Annotated in this window: 12 protein-coding genes and 1 pseudogene; 10 read left to right on the top strand and 3 right to left on the bottom strand. The window is 59.5% G+C overall.

From position 1 onward, the window contains the following. Positions 1 to 26: 26 nt before the first annotated feature. Positions 27 to 1,136, bottom strand: coding sequence for a 2Fe-2S iron-sulfur cluster-binding protein (locus tag M0412_RS16080; protein ID WP_269699365.1), 1,110 nt, complete (start codon positions 1,134 to 1,136; stop codon positions 27 to 29). Positions 1,137 to 1,461: 325 nt separating this feature from the next. Between M0412_RS16080 and M0412_RS16085 the strand changes: the two are divergent. The 7 genes and pseudogenes from M0412_RS16085 to M0412_RS16115 all read left to right on the top strand — a co-directional run. Next, positions 1,462 to 1,631, top strand: a pseudogene (locus tag M0412_RS16085) (LysR substrate-binding domain-containing protein); the annotation flags it as partial. A 195-nt stretch (positions 1,632 to 1,826) separates the two neighbouring features. Further along, a complete protein-coding gene (locus M0412_RS16090) occupies positions 1,827 to 2,327 on the top strand; it encodes an RNA polymerase sigma factor (protein ID WP_269699366.1) in 501 nt (166 codons plus the stop codon). Between the two features lie 112 nt (positions 2,328 to 2,439). Then, on the top strand, positions 2,440 to 3,435 hold the full coding sequence (locus M0412_RS16095; protein ID WP_269699367.1) for a FecR family protein: 996 nt from the start codon (positions 2,440 to 2,442) through the stop codon (positions 3,433 to 3,435). A 147-nt stretch (positions 3,436 to 3,582) separates the two neighbouring features. Continuing rightward, positions 3,583 to 6,357: a TonB-dependent receptor gene (locus tag M0412_RS16100; protein WP_269699368.1), complete on the top strand. Its 2,775-nt coding sequence runs from the start codon at positions 3,583 to 3,585 to the stop codon at positions 6,355 to 6,357. Positions 6,358 to 6,461: 104 nt separating this feature from the next. After that, on the top strand, positions 6,462 to 7,217 hold the full coding sequence (locus tag M0412_RS16105; RefSeq protein WP_269699369.1) for a hypothetical protein: 756 nt from the start codon (positions 6,462 to 6,464) through the stop codon (positions 7,215 to 7,217). Positions 7,218 to 7,231: 14 nt separating this feature from the next. After that, complete coding sequence (locus M0412_RS16110) at positions 7,232 to 9,094, top strand: type I secretion system permease/ATPase (protein WP_269699370.1); 1,863 nt, start codon at positions 7,232 to 7,234, stop codon at positions 9,092 to 9,094. After that, the gene (locus M0412_RS16115; RefSeq protein WP_269699371.1) at positions 9,081 to 10,394 is read left to right on the top strand and encodes an HlyD family type I secretion periplasmic adaptor subunit; all 1,314 of its coding nucleotides are present in this window, start codon (positions 9,081 to 9,083) and stop codon (positions 10,392 to 10,394) included. The genes M0412_RS16110 and M0412_RS16115 overlap by 14 nt, the downstream gene beginning before the upstream one ends. Positions 10,395 to 10,418: 24 nt before the next feature. On the opposite strand, the gene M0412_RS16120 is transcribed toward M0412_RS16115, so the two are convergent. Beyond that, entirely contained in the window at positions 10,419 to 11,327 is a 909-nt protein-coding gene (locus M0412_RS16120; RefSeq protein WP_269699372.1) for an SMP-30/gluconolactonase/LRE family protein, read from the bottom strand. A gap of 46 nt (positions 11,328 to 11,373) precedes the next feature. Continuing rightward, on the bottom strand, positions 11,374 to 12,087 hold the full coding sequence (locus M0412_RS16125; protein WP_142842635.1) for a GntR family transcriptional regulator: 714 nt from the start codon (positions 12,085 to 12,087) through the stop codon (positions 11,374 to 11,376). Positions 12,088 to 12,205: 118 nt separating this feature from the next. Between M0412_RS16125 and M0412_RS16130 the strand changes: the two genes are divergently transcribed. Genes M0412_RS16130 through M0412_RS16140 form a run of 3 tightly spaced genes read left to right on the top strand, consistent with a single transcriptional unit; the run spans position 12,206 to position 15,343 of the window. Then, entirely contained in the window at positions 12,206 to 13,258 is a 1,053-nt protein-coding gene (locus M0412_RS16130) for a Gfo/Idh/MocA family protein (RefSeq protein WP_269699374.1), read from the top strand. Beyond that, positions 13,251 to 14,267, top strand: coding sequence for a Gfo/Idh/MocA family protein (locus M0412_RS16135; RefSeq protein ID WP_269699375.1), 1,017 nt, complete (start codon positions 13,251 to 13,253; stop codon positions 14,265 to 14,267). The genes M0412_RS16130 and M0412_RS16135 overlap by 8 nt, the downstream gene beginning before the upstream one ends. After that, positions 14,264 to 15,343 (top strand): Gfo/Idh/MocA family protein, encoded by a 1,080-nt coding sequence (locus tag M0412_RS16140; RefSeq protein ID WP_269699376.1) that lies wholly within the window; start codon positions 14,264 to 14,266, stop codon positions 15,341 to 15,343. The genes M0412_RS16135 and M0412_RS16140 overlap by 4 nt, the downstream gene beginning before the upstream one ends. Position 15,344: the final 1 nt, after the last annotated feature.

Genomic DNA, 15,344 nt, shown 5'->3' on the forward strand with positions numbered 1-15,344 from the left:
TTTGGATGGATGCTGGAAACTGGCTTTCAGAGGTCGAGCACGACCGAATTGACGGGTTTGGTACAACAGAGGAGAACCTGGCCGGCCGGCACGTCATCCAGCGGCTCTTCCACATATTCCACGTCGCCGGAAACGAGGCCCTGAACGCAGCTTCCACAAACGCCAGCCCTGCATGAAAATGCAGGTTCGACACCCTGATTTTCCAGAAAACTCAGGATCGATTCCGAGGCTGCATCCCACTCGAACCTGGCATTTGACTTTCCAAGGACGATCTCGATGCCAGTGCTTTTGGCTGCTTGCGGAGCGGCAGCGCTATTTGGGCTGGGATTTGCATCCGTCTTCGGCGGCGATGGTGAAAGCAGCGATGCGGGTCCGAAGAACTCATAGGCGATCCTGCTCTTTTCCAACCCGAGTGAAAGAAGCAGATCATACATCGCCTGCATGAAAGGCGGCGGGCCGCACATATAGACCTCGTAGTCGTCCAGCGGCAGACAAGACTGCAAGGTCTGACGTGTGATGAAGCCGGTGGAATGGAACAGCCCCGCCTTCGCGTCTTCATCGGTCGCAAAGCGATAACAGGTGTGCACATGAACATTGTCGCGCTGTTCGGCGAGCGCCCGTATTTCATCGCGTAGCGCGTGGGTGGCGGCCCCGTCGCAGGCATGCACGAACCAGACGGGCCGGTCGCTTTCCGCAACCAGTACCTTCAACATCGAAACGGTCGGCGTCAGCCCGACGCCACCGGATAGCAGAATGACCGGTCGCTGACTGGCCCTGTCGAGCTTGAAGGCGCCGCGTGGCCTGTCGATATGCACCACCATGCCTTCTTCGACCGTGTCATGCAGCCAGCACGACGCGATACCATCGGCCATATCCGGCGTCAGGGCCGCCTCCCGTTTGACGGTGATGCGATAAATCCCGACGTCACCCGGTCCTGACGACACGGTGTAGTTCCGGATAAGCGGTTCACCACCTTCGGGATTGGGTATCTGGATCGTGAGAAACTGGCCCGCTTCGAAAGGACGCCAATCCTCGGGGTTGACGGGTGCGAGGTAAAAAGACGAGATCGTGGTGCTCTCTTGCTTTTTCATCTTTACCTTGAACGGCCGAAAGCGCGTATCTAGGGTATTCGCCATAATGTGCTTGTCCTCATGATTGCCGTGTCGGCGATCCGCAGGCGTCACCCTGGGGACTGCCCACGAGACCGATCGACAACGGCTGGATTCAATCTTCAGAAGGCCCAAGGTTTTGGCGGGAGGCGCGAGCCCCTTAAGACTGTGTTTGCTGATTGGCCACGACCAATCTATCGTCCCACGCCGGACCTCGATTTATCCCTCTGACAAAACTGATTATTTGCGCGGGCATAGGCAGAAACAATCCCGCCGGTCATGTGTTTTTGTTTAGAATAACTAAACGAAAGAGCGGTGCGTCGGCCGATCTGGCAACGCACTGCCCACTCACGTTCTGCGGCTTCCTGCCATAGACAGTGCGGCGGCGGGCCTCGTCCCCAATTGCTTCAGGATTTTCGCGAGCGTTCACCGGAAACCCTGACGCAACTCGTGGAAGGCAAATCGATCCGCCTTATCCCGAAACTTCTGGCTGACCGTCTCGATCTCATTCTGACCGGGCCAGGCGTGGATGCAATCGGGTTGGAATTCAAAGCATTCCGATCAACATTGCGACAAAAACTGTGATTCTTGATGATAATTGTCATGAAATATCTGTTCGGCTGACGGTTTGGGTGCTAGAGGTCTTTACCGGAAATCTGCGCTGCCAATCGGCGGCTTGCAGTTTCGTTGATCCTTGAAATTTCTCTCGGTTGAGACATGGGCATACGGGAAGATGACAAGCGTTATAACGCTTACGTCGCGCATAGGGTCGACCTGATCAAATACGCCACCCTCATTCTGGGGTCCCGGGCGGATGCGGAAGACGTTGTTCAGGAGGCATTCCTGAAATTCGTTCCGGAAGCCTCCGGCAATCCCTCCAACCTCAAATCCTATCTCTTCCGGATCGTTCGCAACCTTGCCCTTGATAATCGCCGGCGCAGCCGGCAGGACCTGCGGGAGCGGCCGGATGACACGCCGTTCTGGGGTGTGCCGCAGGATCATGGTACGCCGGAGGAGCATGCGCTGTTCTGCGATGAAGTTCGGCAGATGCAGACGATTTTGGCCTCCCTGCCGGTTCAGGCACGTGTGGCATTGGAAATGCACAGGTTCGGTGGTTACAATATGGAAGAGATCGCGCGTCACCTCGGGGTGTCCGTGGCCAGCGCTCACCGTCTGATCAAGGGCAGCATTGCCGCGATTACCAGAGAAATGAAGTAAAATTGCCCTGCTTGCCACATCCCGTGAAAAAAATCTCTCTCTCAAACGTCTTTATAACAACGCGGAAGACGAGGCGGCACCTCCGCCTGCCCAAAGGAACTGGCCGGGTTCAATGACCATTGATCCAGATAACAAAATAGAATTACCGGACGGGAAGGCGGAAGAAGCGGCCGAGTGGCTGCTCCGCCTCCAGGCAGGCGCAGTGGAACCGCGGCTGAAGGCTGAATTCGACCGATGGCTGGCAGCGTCTGCGGCAAACCGTCTTGCCTGGGAGCGGACCTGCAGGACGTGGCGCAACCTTGGTCTGGTAGAGCCGGAATTCAAGAACCTCTGGGAAGACGCGCCGCATTTGCCGGAAAAGGCTATGAAACCGATATCGCGGCGACGTTGGTCCGGGCGGCATTATGCCGGTGCGGCGATGGCGGCGGCTGCTCTCTGTCTTGCCGTGCTGTTCGTCCCGGTATCTCTCGTCCGTATCAAGGCCGATTATCAGACCACCACCGGTGAAAGCCGCACGATAACCCTCGATGATGGCAGCAGGGTACAGCTTGCGGCGGCGAGTGCGCTTTCCACGGATTTCACCAATGGCCGCCGCACTGTGAAAGTGCTGAAGGGCGAAGCTTTCTTCGATGTCGTACCGGATACCACACGCCCCTTCACCGTGGAGGCGCAAAACGTCACGGTTCAGGTGCTGGGCACGGCTTTCGACGTTGACCTCACGGACGGTGTAACGCAAGTCGCGCTTGCCCATGGTTCCGTGGAGGCCTCCTTCCGTAATGCACCGCCAACCCGGCTTGTGCCGGGCGAGATGCTGATTGTCGACGCTTCCGGTGCGATCCGGAAAGAGAATGTTTCCGTCGAGGATATTGGCGGCTGGCGCAACGGCGAGCTCTACGTTGTGGACGCGACGATCGGTTCTGTGGTGGAACAGATCCAGCGTTACCATCCGGCGTGGCTGACAATGGCCGACAAGACGCTTGCCGGGCAGCGGGTGACGGGTTTTTACGATCTACGCGACCCTGACCGCGCGCTGGAAGCTTTGGTGGAGCCCTATAAGGGTAAAGTTCACGCGATTGGCGATAGCGCCCGCATCATTACCCGCTTCTGAAACCTTCTGAAACAAAAACGTATTTATTTTCAGTGATTTATAAAATTTCTTCCGAAAGCCTGAAAAAAATTGCCGAGGCAATCGTCTTTTTGTTGAGTAATCCGGTCAACATATGTCCGGAGTGAAAGACAGGAAGACAAAGCCAGCATGCGCCTCCAGATACGTACGACCGGTTCACAGAAAAAAGCGGGGCAGCGGGCGCACAGGGCCGCCCTGCTGGCCACGACAGTGGTCGCCGTGTCAATTTCGATGCCGGCTTTTGCGCAGACCGCAACGAATACCGCAAATGGTCAGCGCGCCGGTGGTGAGCAGGGCGCAACGCGGCCATTCAATATTCCGGCCCAGTCACTATCGTCGGTCGTCGGCGCTTTCGGGCGGCAATCCGGCCTTCAGGTCACGCTTGCCACGCCATCTGCCGGCAATGTGCGCACCAATGCCGTCACCGGCAGTTTCACGGTGCGGGAGGCCCTATCACGGCTGCTGGCTGGCACGGGCGTCAATTTCCGCATCGCCGGAAATGGCAGAGCTGTTGTCATCGGCACGGGGCAGGCGGCGGCCGATCTTTCCGGGACCGAAGGCACGACCGTTCTGGAAGCAATCACCGTCACCGGTAAAACCGGGCGCAATTCCATTGCCGGCACCGGTTATCAGGGGACGCCGGACTGGGTTTATGAAACCCCTGCCAGCATCAGTATCGTCAGCCGCGAGGCGATTCAATCCGCCGGCGTGCGCAATACGCGCGATGTTTTCAACCGCGTGTCCGGTGTTTATGCCGGTGAAGGCAACGGCAGCTTCCCGACAGTTTCGCCCAATGTGCGCGGTTTGCAGGAGAGCGGCCGCGTGGTCGTCTCCATCGATGGAGCGCGGCAGAATGCGCAGCGTGGTTTCAGCACCGGCGGCGCTTCGATTTATTCCGCAAATAATGGCCAGGCCTATGTGGATACGGCCTTTATCCGTGCGGTCGAAGTCGAGAAAATGACCAACGCCACCTCCGGTAATGCCGGTTCTCTGGGTGGCAAGGTTGAGTTCCGCACCATCCGCGCCGCCGATCTGATCCCCGAAGGCGCGAACAAGGGTGGTGAGGTCAATATCTCCCGCGGCACCAATGGTTACGACTTTCAGGGTTCGGTTCTGGCTGCCGTTCGAGAGCCGGATGGTCCTCTTTCTTTCGTCGCAGGTTACAGCCGCACGATCATGGACGAATACGAGATCGGAACGAAAGGTGAGGCCCGAAGCACCGCACTGACAATGAAAGACCTGCTCGGCCGGGACGGCTGGTCGACCTTCTTCAAGGGAGAAGGCGATTTTGGGGACGTGCAGACTTCATTGTCATGGATGCATCAGCAGAATGATTTCGTGCAGGGCGCGGCCGAGCAGGTTGACCGGGAAAGTGTACGCAACGACAGCATCGTGGCCAAGCTGGACTGGGATCCGGAAAGCGAACTCATCGACTTCAAGTCGTCGCTATGGCTGAACGATAACATGACGCATGAGCTGCGGTCGGCGCGTTCCTATGCCTCCGAAACCGAACTCGACATGGGCTTGCGCAGCTTCGGTGGTAGCGTGGAAAACACCAGCCGTTTCGATACCAAAGTCGGCACGCTCAGCCTTAATTATGGGGCTGAAGCCTTCCGGGATATAGCCTCGTCGGCTGCCATGAGTTCTGCGATCGCGAAAAATCCCGCCTATGCCAGCAGCTTCACCGCCTTTAGCCCCCCCGGTCGCCGTGATGTCGCCAGCCTGTTCTTAAATGGAGAGCTTGAGCCGGCAGACTGGATAACGATAAGTGGCGGGGTGCGTTATGATTGGTCGCGTCTGAAGGGATCCGCCACTTACTACAGCGAAAACTCCTATAGGCGGACGATAACGGTAGCCTGTGATCCGATAGGCAACAATTACACGGCGTCTCAATATTATAATAACGTGTTCTTGGGGCAAAATCCGGGAACGACGATTACCGAAGCTCGATTTACTAGCCGCTTATGGTCGGGCATTGCGGCGAACTGCATGCCTGGTACAGGTCCGCTGGCGACCACTTACGAAAATGTCGTCGAAAATCCTGCTTATGAGATGGATATCGACCGCACATACAGTGCGTGGCTGCCCTCCGCCACGATAGAGTTCAAGCCGTTCGACTGGTTCCGGCCCTATGTAAGTTATTCCCAGAGCCTGCGCCCGCCAACAATTCTCGAGGCTTTTTTCGCCGGTGCTCGCCCCGGAGATTCCGTTGGTTACGAGTATGCCCCGAACCAGTCCCTCCGGGCCGAAAAAGCCACGACCTATGAAATCGGCGCGAATATGAGCTTCGACGGCGTGTTGCTGGACCACGATTCCGTGCGCATCAAAATGGCTGCCTTTCGCCGCGAGGTGAAAGATTACATCGCGCTCGGTTATCTCGTCACCGATCAGGTTCCCGACCGCACCTATACCAGCTTCGTCAATCTTGACGGCACGACCTATATGCGCGGGCTTGAATTTGAGGGCAATTATGATGCGCGAAGCTTCTGGCTTGGTGGTTCGGCAACGTTGCTGAAGACCGACTGGCCGGACAAAACGCAGGTTTTTTCCAACGGCACCACAACAACGAGCGGCGAGATCGTCGCCTGGCCCGGCGATGTGGCGCCAAAGGTGAAACTCACGCTCGATGGCGGTATGCGTTTCTTTGAAGAGAAATTCGCTCTCGGCGCACGGTTGAACCACGTCACACCGACACAATCGCGCTCGCTCGATACGGAGGGCAATCTGCGTGAGGTGACCGATCCCTACACGACGGTCGACCTCTATGGGTCCTACGCTTTCAATGACAAGGCGACACTTCGTTTCGCCGTCAACAACCTGATGGACCGCAAATATATTCCGGCAACAAGCGCCTACACCGCGCCTGGCCGTACCTTCATCGCGACGATGAACGTGAAGTTCTGAGGCGCGGAAGAAATTCTCCGGGTTGGGTTGCAGCCCGTCCCGGAGATGAAACGCCTTCGTCACAGGACGAAGGTATCTATATTGGCCAGTAAAGGAGTACACCTATGGCTACCACAATTCAACTGACGCAGTCTTCCTCCGACCTGATCGGCTACCTCAACGGTTGGACGAGCGGTTTCGGTTCGACCTATGGTGCGTTCTACGACGCTCAGACCAGCTCTCTCGCCACGACCACCATCAACCCGAGCACGACCTATGAGGCGTGGGGTGATGGCAGCAACGGCGGCAAGGGCATCGTCATGAGCGGCGCTCTGCAATACTCCCAGGGCAACCTGACGGGTTCGGTCGACAGCATTGTTCTCGGCACCGGCTACAGCCAGTCCACCAGCGGCATTGCCGTCAGCCAGCAGGAACTGCTGATCGATCCCGACAGCGCTTACTCGCTTGCCGGCGCCCGCGATCTGCTCGATCTCGCCGTTTACCAGCTTGCCCGTTTTGGCTCGCTTGCCGGTTTTTATGACTACTTCGCAGCTACCGGCACTGTAATCGAAGATACTGCATCTTCGAACACGCTGACCGGTTTTGCCGGCGCTGATACATTCGTCTTCTCCGGGGGTAACGATATCGTAACCGCTGGACCAACCGGCACCTATGGTTATCAGGATGGTGCTGATAAGCTTGACGTATCCGGTTGGGGTTCGACCTCGGTCGCAGACCTGTTCTGGTACAACCTCAACGGCAATGCGGTGGTGGAATCCGACTCCAACGCCTCCGTTTCGATCACACTCGTCGGTGTCGATGCAAGCGTACTCGACGCATCGGACTTCATTTTCGCCAGCGCATCGGCGCTTGCCGCGTAAAGGAAAAACAGGCTGTGGGCTTTCAAAACCACCAGCAGACACCGCCGCAGTCCCTCACTGCGGCGGTTGTTTCGCCCCTTAAAAGTACGTTTCTCGGTGTCGCGCTCGTCAGCGGCGTGGTCAACATACTGGCGCTCACCTCGCCGCTCTTCATGCTGCAGGTCTATGACCGGGTGCTGGCCAGCGGCAGCCTGCCGACACTGGTCGGGCTCGCCCTTCTGGCGCTTGGCCTTTACGGTTTTCAGTGCCTGCTTGATATCATCCGCGCCCGCGTTCTGATCCGCATCGGCGAAGATTTCGACATGCGCCATTCCGGCAGGGTGCATGATGCCGTCGTGCGCCTGCCGCTCGTCAACCGCATGCCGGGCGACGGGTTACAGCCGCTGCGCGATCTCGACAATGTGCGCGGCTTCCTCTCCGGCACCGGGCCGACCGCCTTTTTCGATCTGCCGTGGATGCCGCTTTATCTCGGCATATGTTTTCTGTTTCATTTCTGGATCGGCGTGACGGCCCTTGCCGGCGCCATTCTGCTCATATCGCTGACGATCCTGACCAACATCTTTTCCCAGAAACCGATCCGCGACACGATGGTCGAAAACATGGCCCGCAATCGCCAGCTGGAGGCCTCGCGCCGCAATGCCGAGGTTGTGCAGGCCATGGGGCTTTCCGGCCGGCTCGGCAAACGCTGGCAAAACTCCAACGAGGCCTATCTCGCCGCCAATCGCAAGGCGGGCGATGTGGCCGGCGGTCTTGGCAATATCGCGAAATCGCTGCGGGTCGTGCTGCAATCGGCCATTCTTGCGGTTGGTGCGTGGCTCGTCATCAACCAAGAGGCTTCGGGCGGCGTGATGATTGCCAGCTCGATCATGATGGGCCGGGCATTGGCGCCCGTCGATCTTGCCATTTCCAACTGGAAGTCCTTCGTGGCCGCTCGGCAGAGCTGGGCGCGGCTGAGGGAGCTATTCGCGCAGATGCCGGCCAATGCCACGGCCATGGCGCTGCCGAAACCTGAAAAGGAACTGCGGGTAGAGAACGCCACCATTGTCCCGCCGGGCGAGAGAAAGCCGACTGTGACCGGCCTTGGTTTTGTCATCACTGCCGGAAATGCGCTTGGGGTAATCGGCCCCTCCGGCTCCGGTAAATCTACCCTGTCACGTATTCTCACCGGCGCCTGGATGCCGGCGGCCGGCAAGGTGCGGCTGGATGGCGCGAGCTTCGATCAATGGGATCGCGAGGCCCTTGGCCGCCACATCGGCTATCTGCCGCAGGGCGTGGAGCTGTTCGACGGCACGATCGGCGAAAATATCTCCCGTTTCGAGGACAATCCCGATCCCGAGGCGATTATCGCTGCGGCAAAAGCTGCCGGAGCGCATGAACTGATCCTGCGTTTCGAAAAGGGCTATGACAGCGATATCGGCGAGGCAGGCTCTGCGCTTTCTGCCGGGCAGCGCCAGCGTATCGGGCTTGCCCGCGCGCTTTACGGCGATCCCTTCATCGTGGTGCTGGACGAGCCGAACGCCAATCTCGATGCGGAAGGCGAAGCCGCCGTGGTCAAGGCGATTGCGTCGGTCAAGGCGCGCAACGGTATTGCCGTCGTCGTCGCCCACCGACCGAGCGCCATCGGCGTCGTCGATTTCATTCTGATGATGGAAGAGGGGCGGATGAAGGCTTTCGGCCCGCGCGACGAGGTGCTCTCGAAGGTGCTGCGTGTTCCCCAGGGGCAGGCTCAAAAAGGGCAGGCTCCCAAGGGATACGCCGCATCCGCCCAGACGATCTCGCCGTTGCGTGTCGTGGCCAATGCTCAGGCCCAGCCAGTGGCGCTGGACGATGCCCGGGAAGAGAACAGCCAGGAAGGAGATGCGGATGTCAAACATTGATCAACGCACCCATGTGTCGCGTTCCATCCGCACACATCTGCTCGCCGGTCTTGCCGCAGGTGTTGCGTTGCTGGCCGGTGTCGGCGGCTGGGCTGCGACGACCAATCTTGCCGGTGCCGTCGTCGCCTCCGGTCATCTGGTGGTGGATTCCTACAGCAAGAAAGTGCAGCACCCGAGCGGTGGCGTCGTCGGCGAAATTCTGGTGAATGAAGGCGACAGGGTGAAGGCCGGAGATGTCGTCATGCGTCTCGATGCGACCCAGACCCGCGCCAATCTCGCCATCGTCACCAAACGGCTGGATGAACTGAATGCGCGCATGGCGAGGCTGGAAGCCGAGCGGGACGATATGCCCGAACTGGTCTTCCCGCAGGCTCTGGTGGTACGCAGGGACGATCCCGATGTCGCTTCCTCCATGCGTAGCGAAACCAAGCTGTTCGAGTTCCGCAAGTCCTATCGTGAGGGTCGAAAAGCGCAGCTTTCCGAACGAATTACCCAGTTCGAGCATGAAATCGAAGGCCTGAAGGCGCAGGAAGTTGCCTATGATAACGGCCTTGCGGTTTTACAGGCTGAAATCACCTCGCAGAAATCCCTGCGGGAACAGGGCGTCGTGTCCGTGCAGCGGCTGAACAGCCTGCAGACGCAGGCCGCGACATTTGGCGGCGAGCGTGGCGAAAAAATTGCCTATCAGGCGCAGACAGCCGGCCGGATTACTGAAACGAAGCTGCAAATTCTGCAGATCGATCAGGAATTGCGCACCGAAGTCGGGCGGGAGCTGCGTGAGATACAGGCCCAGATGGGCGAATTTGTCGAGCGCAAGGTCGCCGCCGAAGATGAATTGAAACGCATCGATATCATCGCGCCGCAATCCGGCATGGTGCATGAAATGGCCGTGCACACCGTCGGCGGGGTGGTAACGCCGGCTGACCCGATCATGCTTATTGTACCCGACGGAGACGAGCTGGCGCTCGAGGTGCAGATCGTGCCGAAAGATATCGACCAGTTGCAGGTGGGGCAAAAGGCCATGCTGCGCATGACCGCCTTCAACCAGCGCGTCACGCCGGAACTGGAAGGCCATATCAGCCGCATCGCGGCGGATATCACCACCGATCAGCGCACCGGTCTCTCCTATTATCTGGCGCGGATTTCCGTGCCGGTCACAGAGCGGGAAAAGCTGAACAACGCGCCGCTGGTGCCGGGCATGCCGGCAGAGGCTTTCATCCAGACCAGCGAGCGCACGGCGCTCTCCTATATCGCCAAACCGCTGACGGACCAGATCAGCCGCGCCTTCCGGGAGGATTAGATTTTCGGAAAGGCAGCGGCCGGCTCAAGCTCCATCCGCAAAGCGGAAGGCCGGAAAACCCTCAACATTGGCCGGAATGGCCCATACGCCGCCCGAGCGCGGAAAACGCGTGCGGGTCTCTTCGTCCATGTTGTTGCGGTGTGAGGTGACGAAAAGTGTCCGGAAATCCGGGCCGCCGAAACAGGACATTGTGGGGTGCGGCACCGGCATCGGGATTTTTTCCAGCAGCGTGCCGTCATCGCCGTGAATGTTCAGCACGCCGGCGGAAACGCCGGCGCTCCAATAGCGGCCGTCGCCATCCACGCATCCACCGTCCGGGCGTCCGTCTTCCTTTGTCGGCCTGGCGATGATCCGGCCTTCGTCGAAGAGACCGGTTCGCCGGTCGAAATGCCGTCGGCGGATCCAGCGCTGCACGGAATCGCTGTGCCACATCACCGTGCCATCGGCGGAAAACGCAAGGCCGTTGGGACAGGTCAGCCCCGTTTCGGTACAGCGAATGTCCGTCGCCGTGGCCCGCCATAATTGCCCCATCGGCCGAATATCGTTGAAGGCACCGGCGTCCATCGTGCCAAGCCAGAAGGCGCCATCGGGACCAACACGCCCGTCATTCAGCCGGCAGGGCAGGTCGTCGGGTGCGGGAATGGTGGCAAGCGTCTCAATCGTGTCGTTTTCCGGGTCCACCAGCAGAATCTGCATGCCGCAGGCAACGATCAGCTTGCCGCTTTCACAAAGGCCGAGACAGGAGACCGTGTCTGGAAGTGCGCGTGTCCAGTGTTTGCCGCTCGAGGGCACGATGGAATGGAGCTTCTTTTCCATGATATCGCACCAGAAAAGCGTCTGCCGCCGTTCGTCCCATACGGGTGATTCCGAAAGAGTGCCGATCACATCGCAGACGAGTTCCGCTCGTTCCATATTCAGCATCATTTTTGCCATGGCACTCTCATTTCACTGGGGCTGATATTCGACGTATCTTGCTGGCCTATTCGAAATATTCGCGATGGGCCTCGTAGATTTGCGACAGGATGCCAAGGACGCGGCGCAGATGCTGGCGCAGCCATTCCACCGCACGGTCCTCGTCCTTCGCCTTGACCGCGTCATAAACGGCCTCGTGTTCGGAAAGCAGGCGGGCCATATGCGCCTCGTCGGTGATGGCGAGCACCCTTAACCGGTCGAGAGCGGCTTTTTCCCGCATCAGCAAGGTTTCCAGACGATCGAGGCCGGTGGCGGCCGCCAGCGCGCTGTGAAACTGGTCGTCATGCAGGCGGAACGCCTTTCGGTCACCGTCGGTCATCGCCTGGCGCTGCGCAGCCAGAGCCTGTTCGATGTCGCGCATGGCCCGCCCCGACAGGTCCATCTGGCAAAGCCTGCGTATGGCCGCCACTTCCAGCGCCTCGCGAATGAACTGCGCACTTCTGATCTGCAGTTCAGAGAGCTTGGAGACATAGGTTCCCCGGCTCGGCAGGGTGACGATCAGGCCGTCGTCGCGCAGGCGGCTCAATGCTTCACGAACCGGCGTGCGGCTGGAATTGAAAAGCTGGCCGATATCGTTTTCCGAGACGGCCTGACCCGGCGCAAGCTGCCGGTCAAGGATTGCCGCTTTCAGCGCGGCATAAATCTGGTCCACCGCCGGGCGGTTCAGATCCAGCGGCTCCATTTCCGGAGTCGGATATTCCGTTGTCAGGCCTTTTCGCATTTTCCCCCCTGCGTCCGGCAATTTTTCATGAACCTGTTTACCGGAATGCAAATTTATTGACAACCGGCATACCGGTATGCACTTTAACCACCAAACGTGGGTTGGGAGGCTCGCGATCATGCGAACAGGCAAAACTTGTGTCATTGTGGGTGCCGGAATGGTCGCCAGAACGCATTTACTTGCCGCAGCTGCATCTCCTGACAAAGTCAATCTCAAGGGCATCGTGGATGGCGGCTCCGGCCGGGCCGCCCGTCTGGCGCAGGAAGCTTCCGCGCTGATGGGCCATGAGGTCATAGTCTATCGCTCCGTTGAAGATGTGGCGGCTGATCCCGGAGTGGATTTCGCCATCGTGGTGACGCCGCCAAATGCCCGCGCAAGCGTGGTGGAGCCGCTCGCCCGCGCCGGAAAACATGTCCTGCTTGAAAAGCCGGTTGCCCGTAACACGGCGGAAGCATCCGCATTGGTTGCCTTCTGCCGAAGCGCTGGTATCTCGCTTGGCATTGTTTTCCAGCACCGCATGCGCGCGGCTTCGCTCAAGGCGAAGGAACTTGTCGCGGGCGGCACCCTCGGTGCATTGGGCGTCTGCGAAATTTCCGTGCCGTGGTGGCGCGCACAGGCCTATTACGACGAGCCGGGCCGCGGAACGCGGGAGCGGGATGGCGGCGGTGTCTTGATATCGCAGGCGATCCATACGATCGACTTGGCGCTCAGCCTTGCCGGGCCGGTGGCACGTGTGCAGGCCATGGCGGCGACGACGCGGTTTCATCGGATGGAGACCGAGGATTTCGTCTCTGCCGGGCTGCGTTTCGAAAATGGCGCTGTTGGTTCGCTGATGGCAAGCACGGCCAGTTTTCCCGGAAGTGCCGAAACCATTGCCCTGCATTTCGACAAGGCCAGTCTGCGGCTTGCCTCCGGCGTGTTGCAAGTCGACTGGCGGGATGGGCGCAGCGAGGTCTTTGGCGGGGCGGCATCCGGCACGGGTGGCGGCGCCGATCCCATGGCGTTCACCCATGAATGGCATCAGGGCATTATCGAGGATTTTGTCGATGCCCTTGTTTTGGAGCGGGAGCCGGTGGTGACCGGTGAGGCCGCGCTCCTTTCTCACCGACTGATCGATGCAATCGTCAAATCTGCCGAAGGCGGCAAGGAAGTGGAACTGCGCAATGACTAAACCGATCAAGTTTGCGGCTCTCGGTATCGAGCACCGGCATATTTTCGGCATGTCACAGAACATGCTGAATGCCGGCGCGGAATTTGCCGGCTGGTGGACGGAAGGCGAACCCGAAATTGTGGAGGGTTTCCTGAAGCGCTTCCCCGATGTTCCGCGTGTGGAGAGCGTTGAAGAAATTCTTGCCGATCCGACCATCGATCTCGTCCTGATTGCCGATGTTCCGAAGAAGCGCGCCGACCTTGCCGTTCGTGCCATGGAAGCGGGCAAGGATGTGATGTCGGACAAGCCGGGATGCACCACGCTTGCCCAGCTGGAGCAGCTGCGCGCCACCGTGGCCCGCACGAAACGCATCTGGTCGGTGAATTTTTCGGAGCGTTTCGAAGTGCCGAGCGTGACGAAGGCGACGGAACTGGTGGCGGCGGGCGCTATCGGCCGGGTGGTGCAGACCATTGGCACGGGGCCGCACCGTCTCAACCGGGCGCTGCGCGCCGACTGGTTTTTCGATCTGGAATCCTATGGTGGTATCCTCACCGATATTGCCAGCCACCAGATCGACCAGTTCATGTTCTTCACCGGCTCGACGGATGTGGAAGTCGTTTCTGCGACAGTCGCGAATTATGCCAATCCCGGCGATCCGGGCTTGCAGGATTTCGGCGAGGTGCTGCTGCGCGGTGATCGCGGCCATGGCTATATTCGTGTCGACTGGTACACGCCGGATGCGCTGCCCACCTGGGGCGATGGCCGCCTGACCATTTTGGGAACGGAAGGCTATATCGAGCTACGGAAATATGTCGATCTCGGCAACAAGCCGGGCACGGACAGGCTTATTCTCGTCAATGGCGACCGCTGCGAATACATAGATGCCTCGGATGCCGGCCTGCCCTATTTCGACCGCCTGTCCGCCGATATCCGCAACCGCACCGAAACCGCCGTGCCTCAGGCTCACGCTTTCAGGGTGTGTGAGCTGGCGCTGAAGGCGCAGGCAAAAGCCGAAGGGAGAACGGCATGATCGGCGTTGCAATCATCGGCGCGGGCATCGGCGCGTTGCATCTCAAGGGCTATCGCGCGCTTCCAGGCCGCTTTACGGTAAAGGCCATCTGCGATCTCGATCTGGAGCGGGCGCGCAAGCTCGCCGAGGATGATCCCTCGATAAAGGTGACGGCAAGTCTTGAGGAGGTGCTGGCGGATGACAGCATTTCGCTGATCGATATCTGCCTGCCGCCGCACCTGCATTTTCCGGTTGCCCTGCAGGCCCATGCCGCCGGCAAGGATGTGATCTGCGAAAAGCCGCTGGTGCGCTCACTGGAGGAGGCGCATGCGCTGCTTGTTTCGGTGAGAAACACCGGACGGCAGGTGTTTCCGGTGTTCCAGTACCGGTTCGGCCACGCCATGCGGCAGCTGCGTGCACTGATCGATGCCGGCCTTGCCGGCAAGGCCTTTGTCGCCAGTTCCGAAGTGCACTGGAACCGTGGTGCTGACTATTATTCAATTCCATGGCGCGGCACCTGGAAGGGTGAATGTGGCGGCGCGACGCTCGGGCATGCCATCCATGCCCATGATCTTATCTGCCACGTGCTCGGCCCGGTCGAGGAGGTGTTTGCCTTCGCCGATACGCGGGTGAACACCATTGAAACGGAAGATTGTGCAGCCATCAGCCTGCGCATGAAAAGCGGTGCGCTGGTGACGAGCTCCGTGACGCTTGGCGCTGGCAATGACACGTCGCGGCTGCGTTTCTGTTTCGAGGGGCTGACCGCTGAAAGCGGCACCAAACCCTATGCGCCGGCCGAGGACACGTGGCACTTCACTGCCCGCGCGCCGACGACGCAGCAGGAGATCGATGCGGTTCTGGCGCGGGTCGGTACGGGGCTGGATGGTTTTGCCGGTTTCCTCGAAGCCATCGCCGATGCGATCAAGGGCAGGGGCGGCAATGAAGTGACCGTTGCCGACGGGTTGCGTTCCATCGAACTCGTCACCGCCATCTATAAGTCGGTACGGCAGGGGCAGCCCGTGCGGTTGCCGCTGAGCGAGGGTGACGATCTCTATAAAGGTTGGGCGCCTGAGACGCCCGTTTCGCGGAAAGTCTGAC

Origin of the sequence: Agrobacterium sp. O3.4 (genome assembly GCF_041414895.1) — a bacterium.
In the GTDB taxonomy this organism is placed as follows: domain Bacteria; phylum Pseudomonadota; class Alphaproteobacteria; order Rhizobiales; family Rhizobiaceae; genus Agrobacterium; species Agrobacterium cucumeris.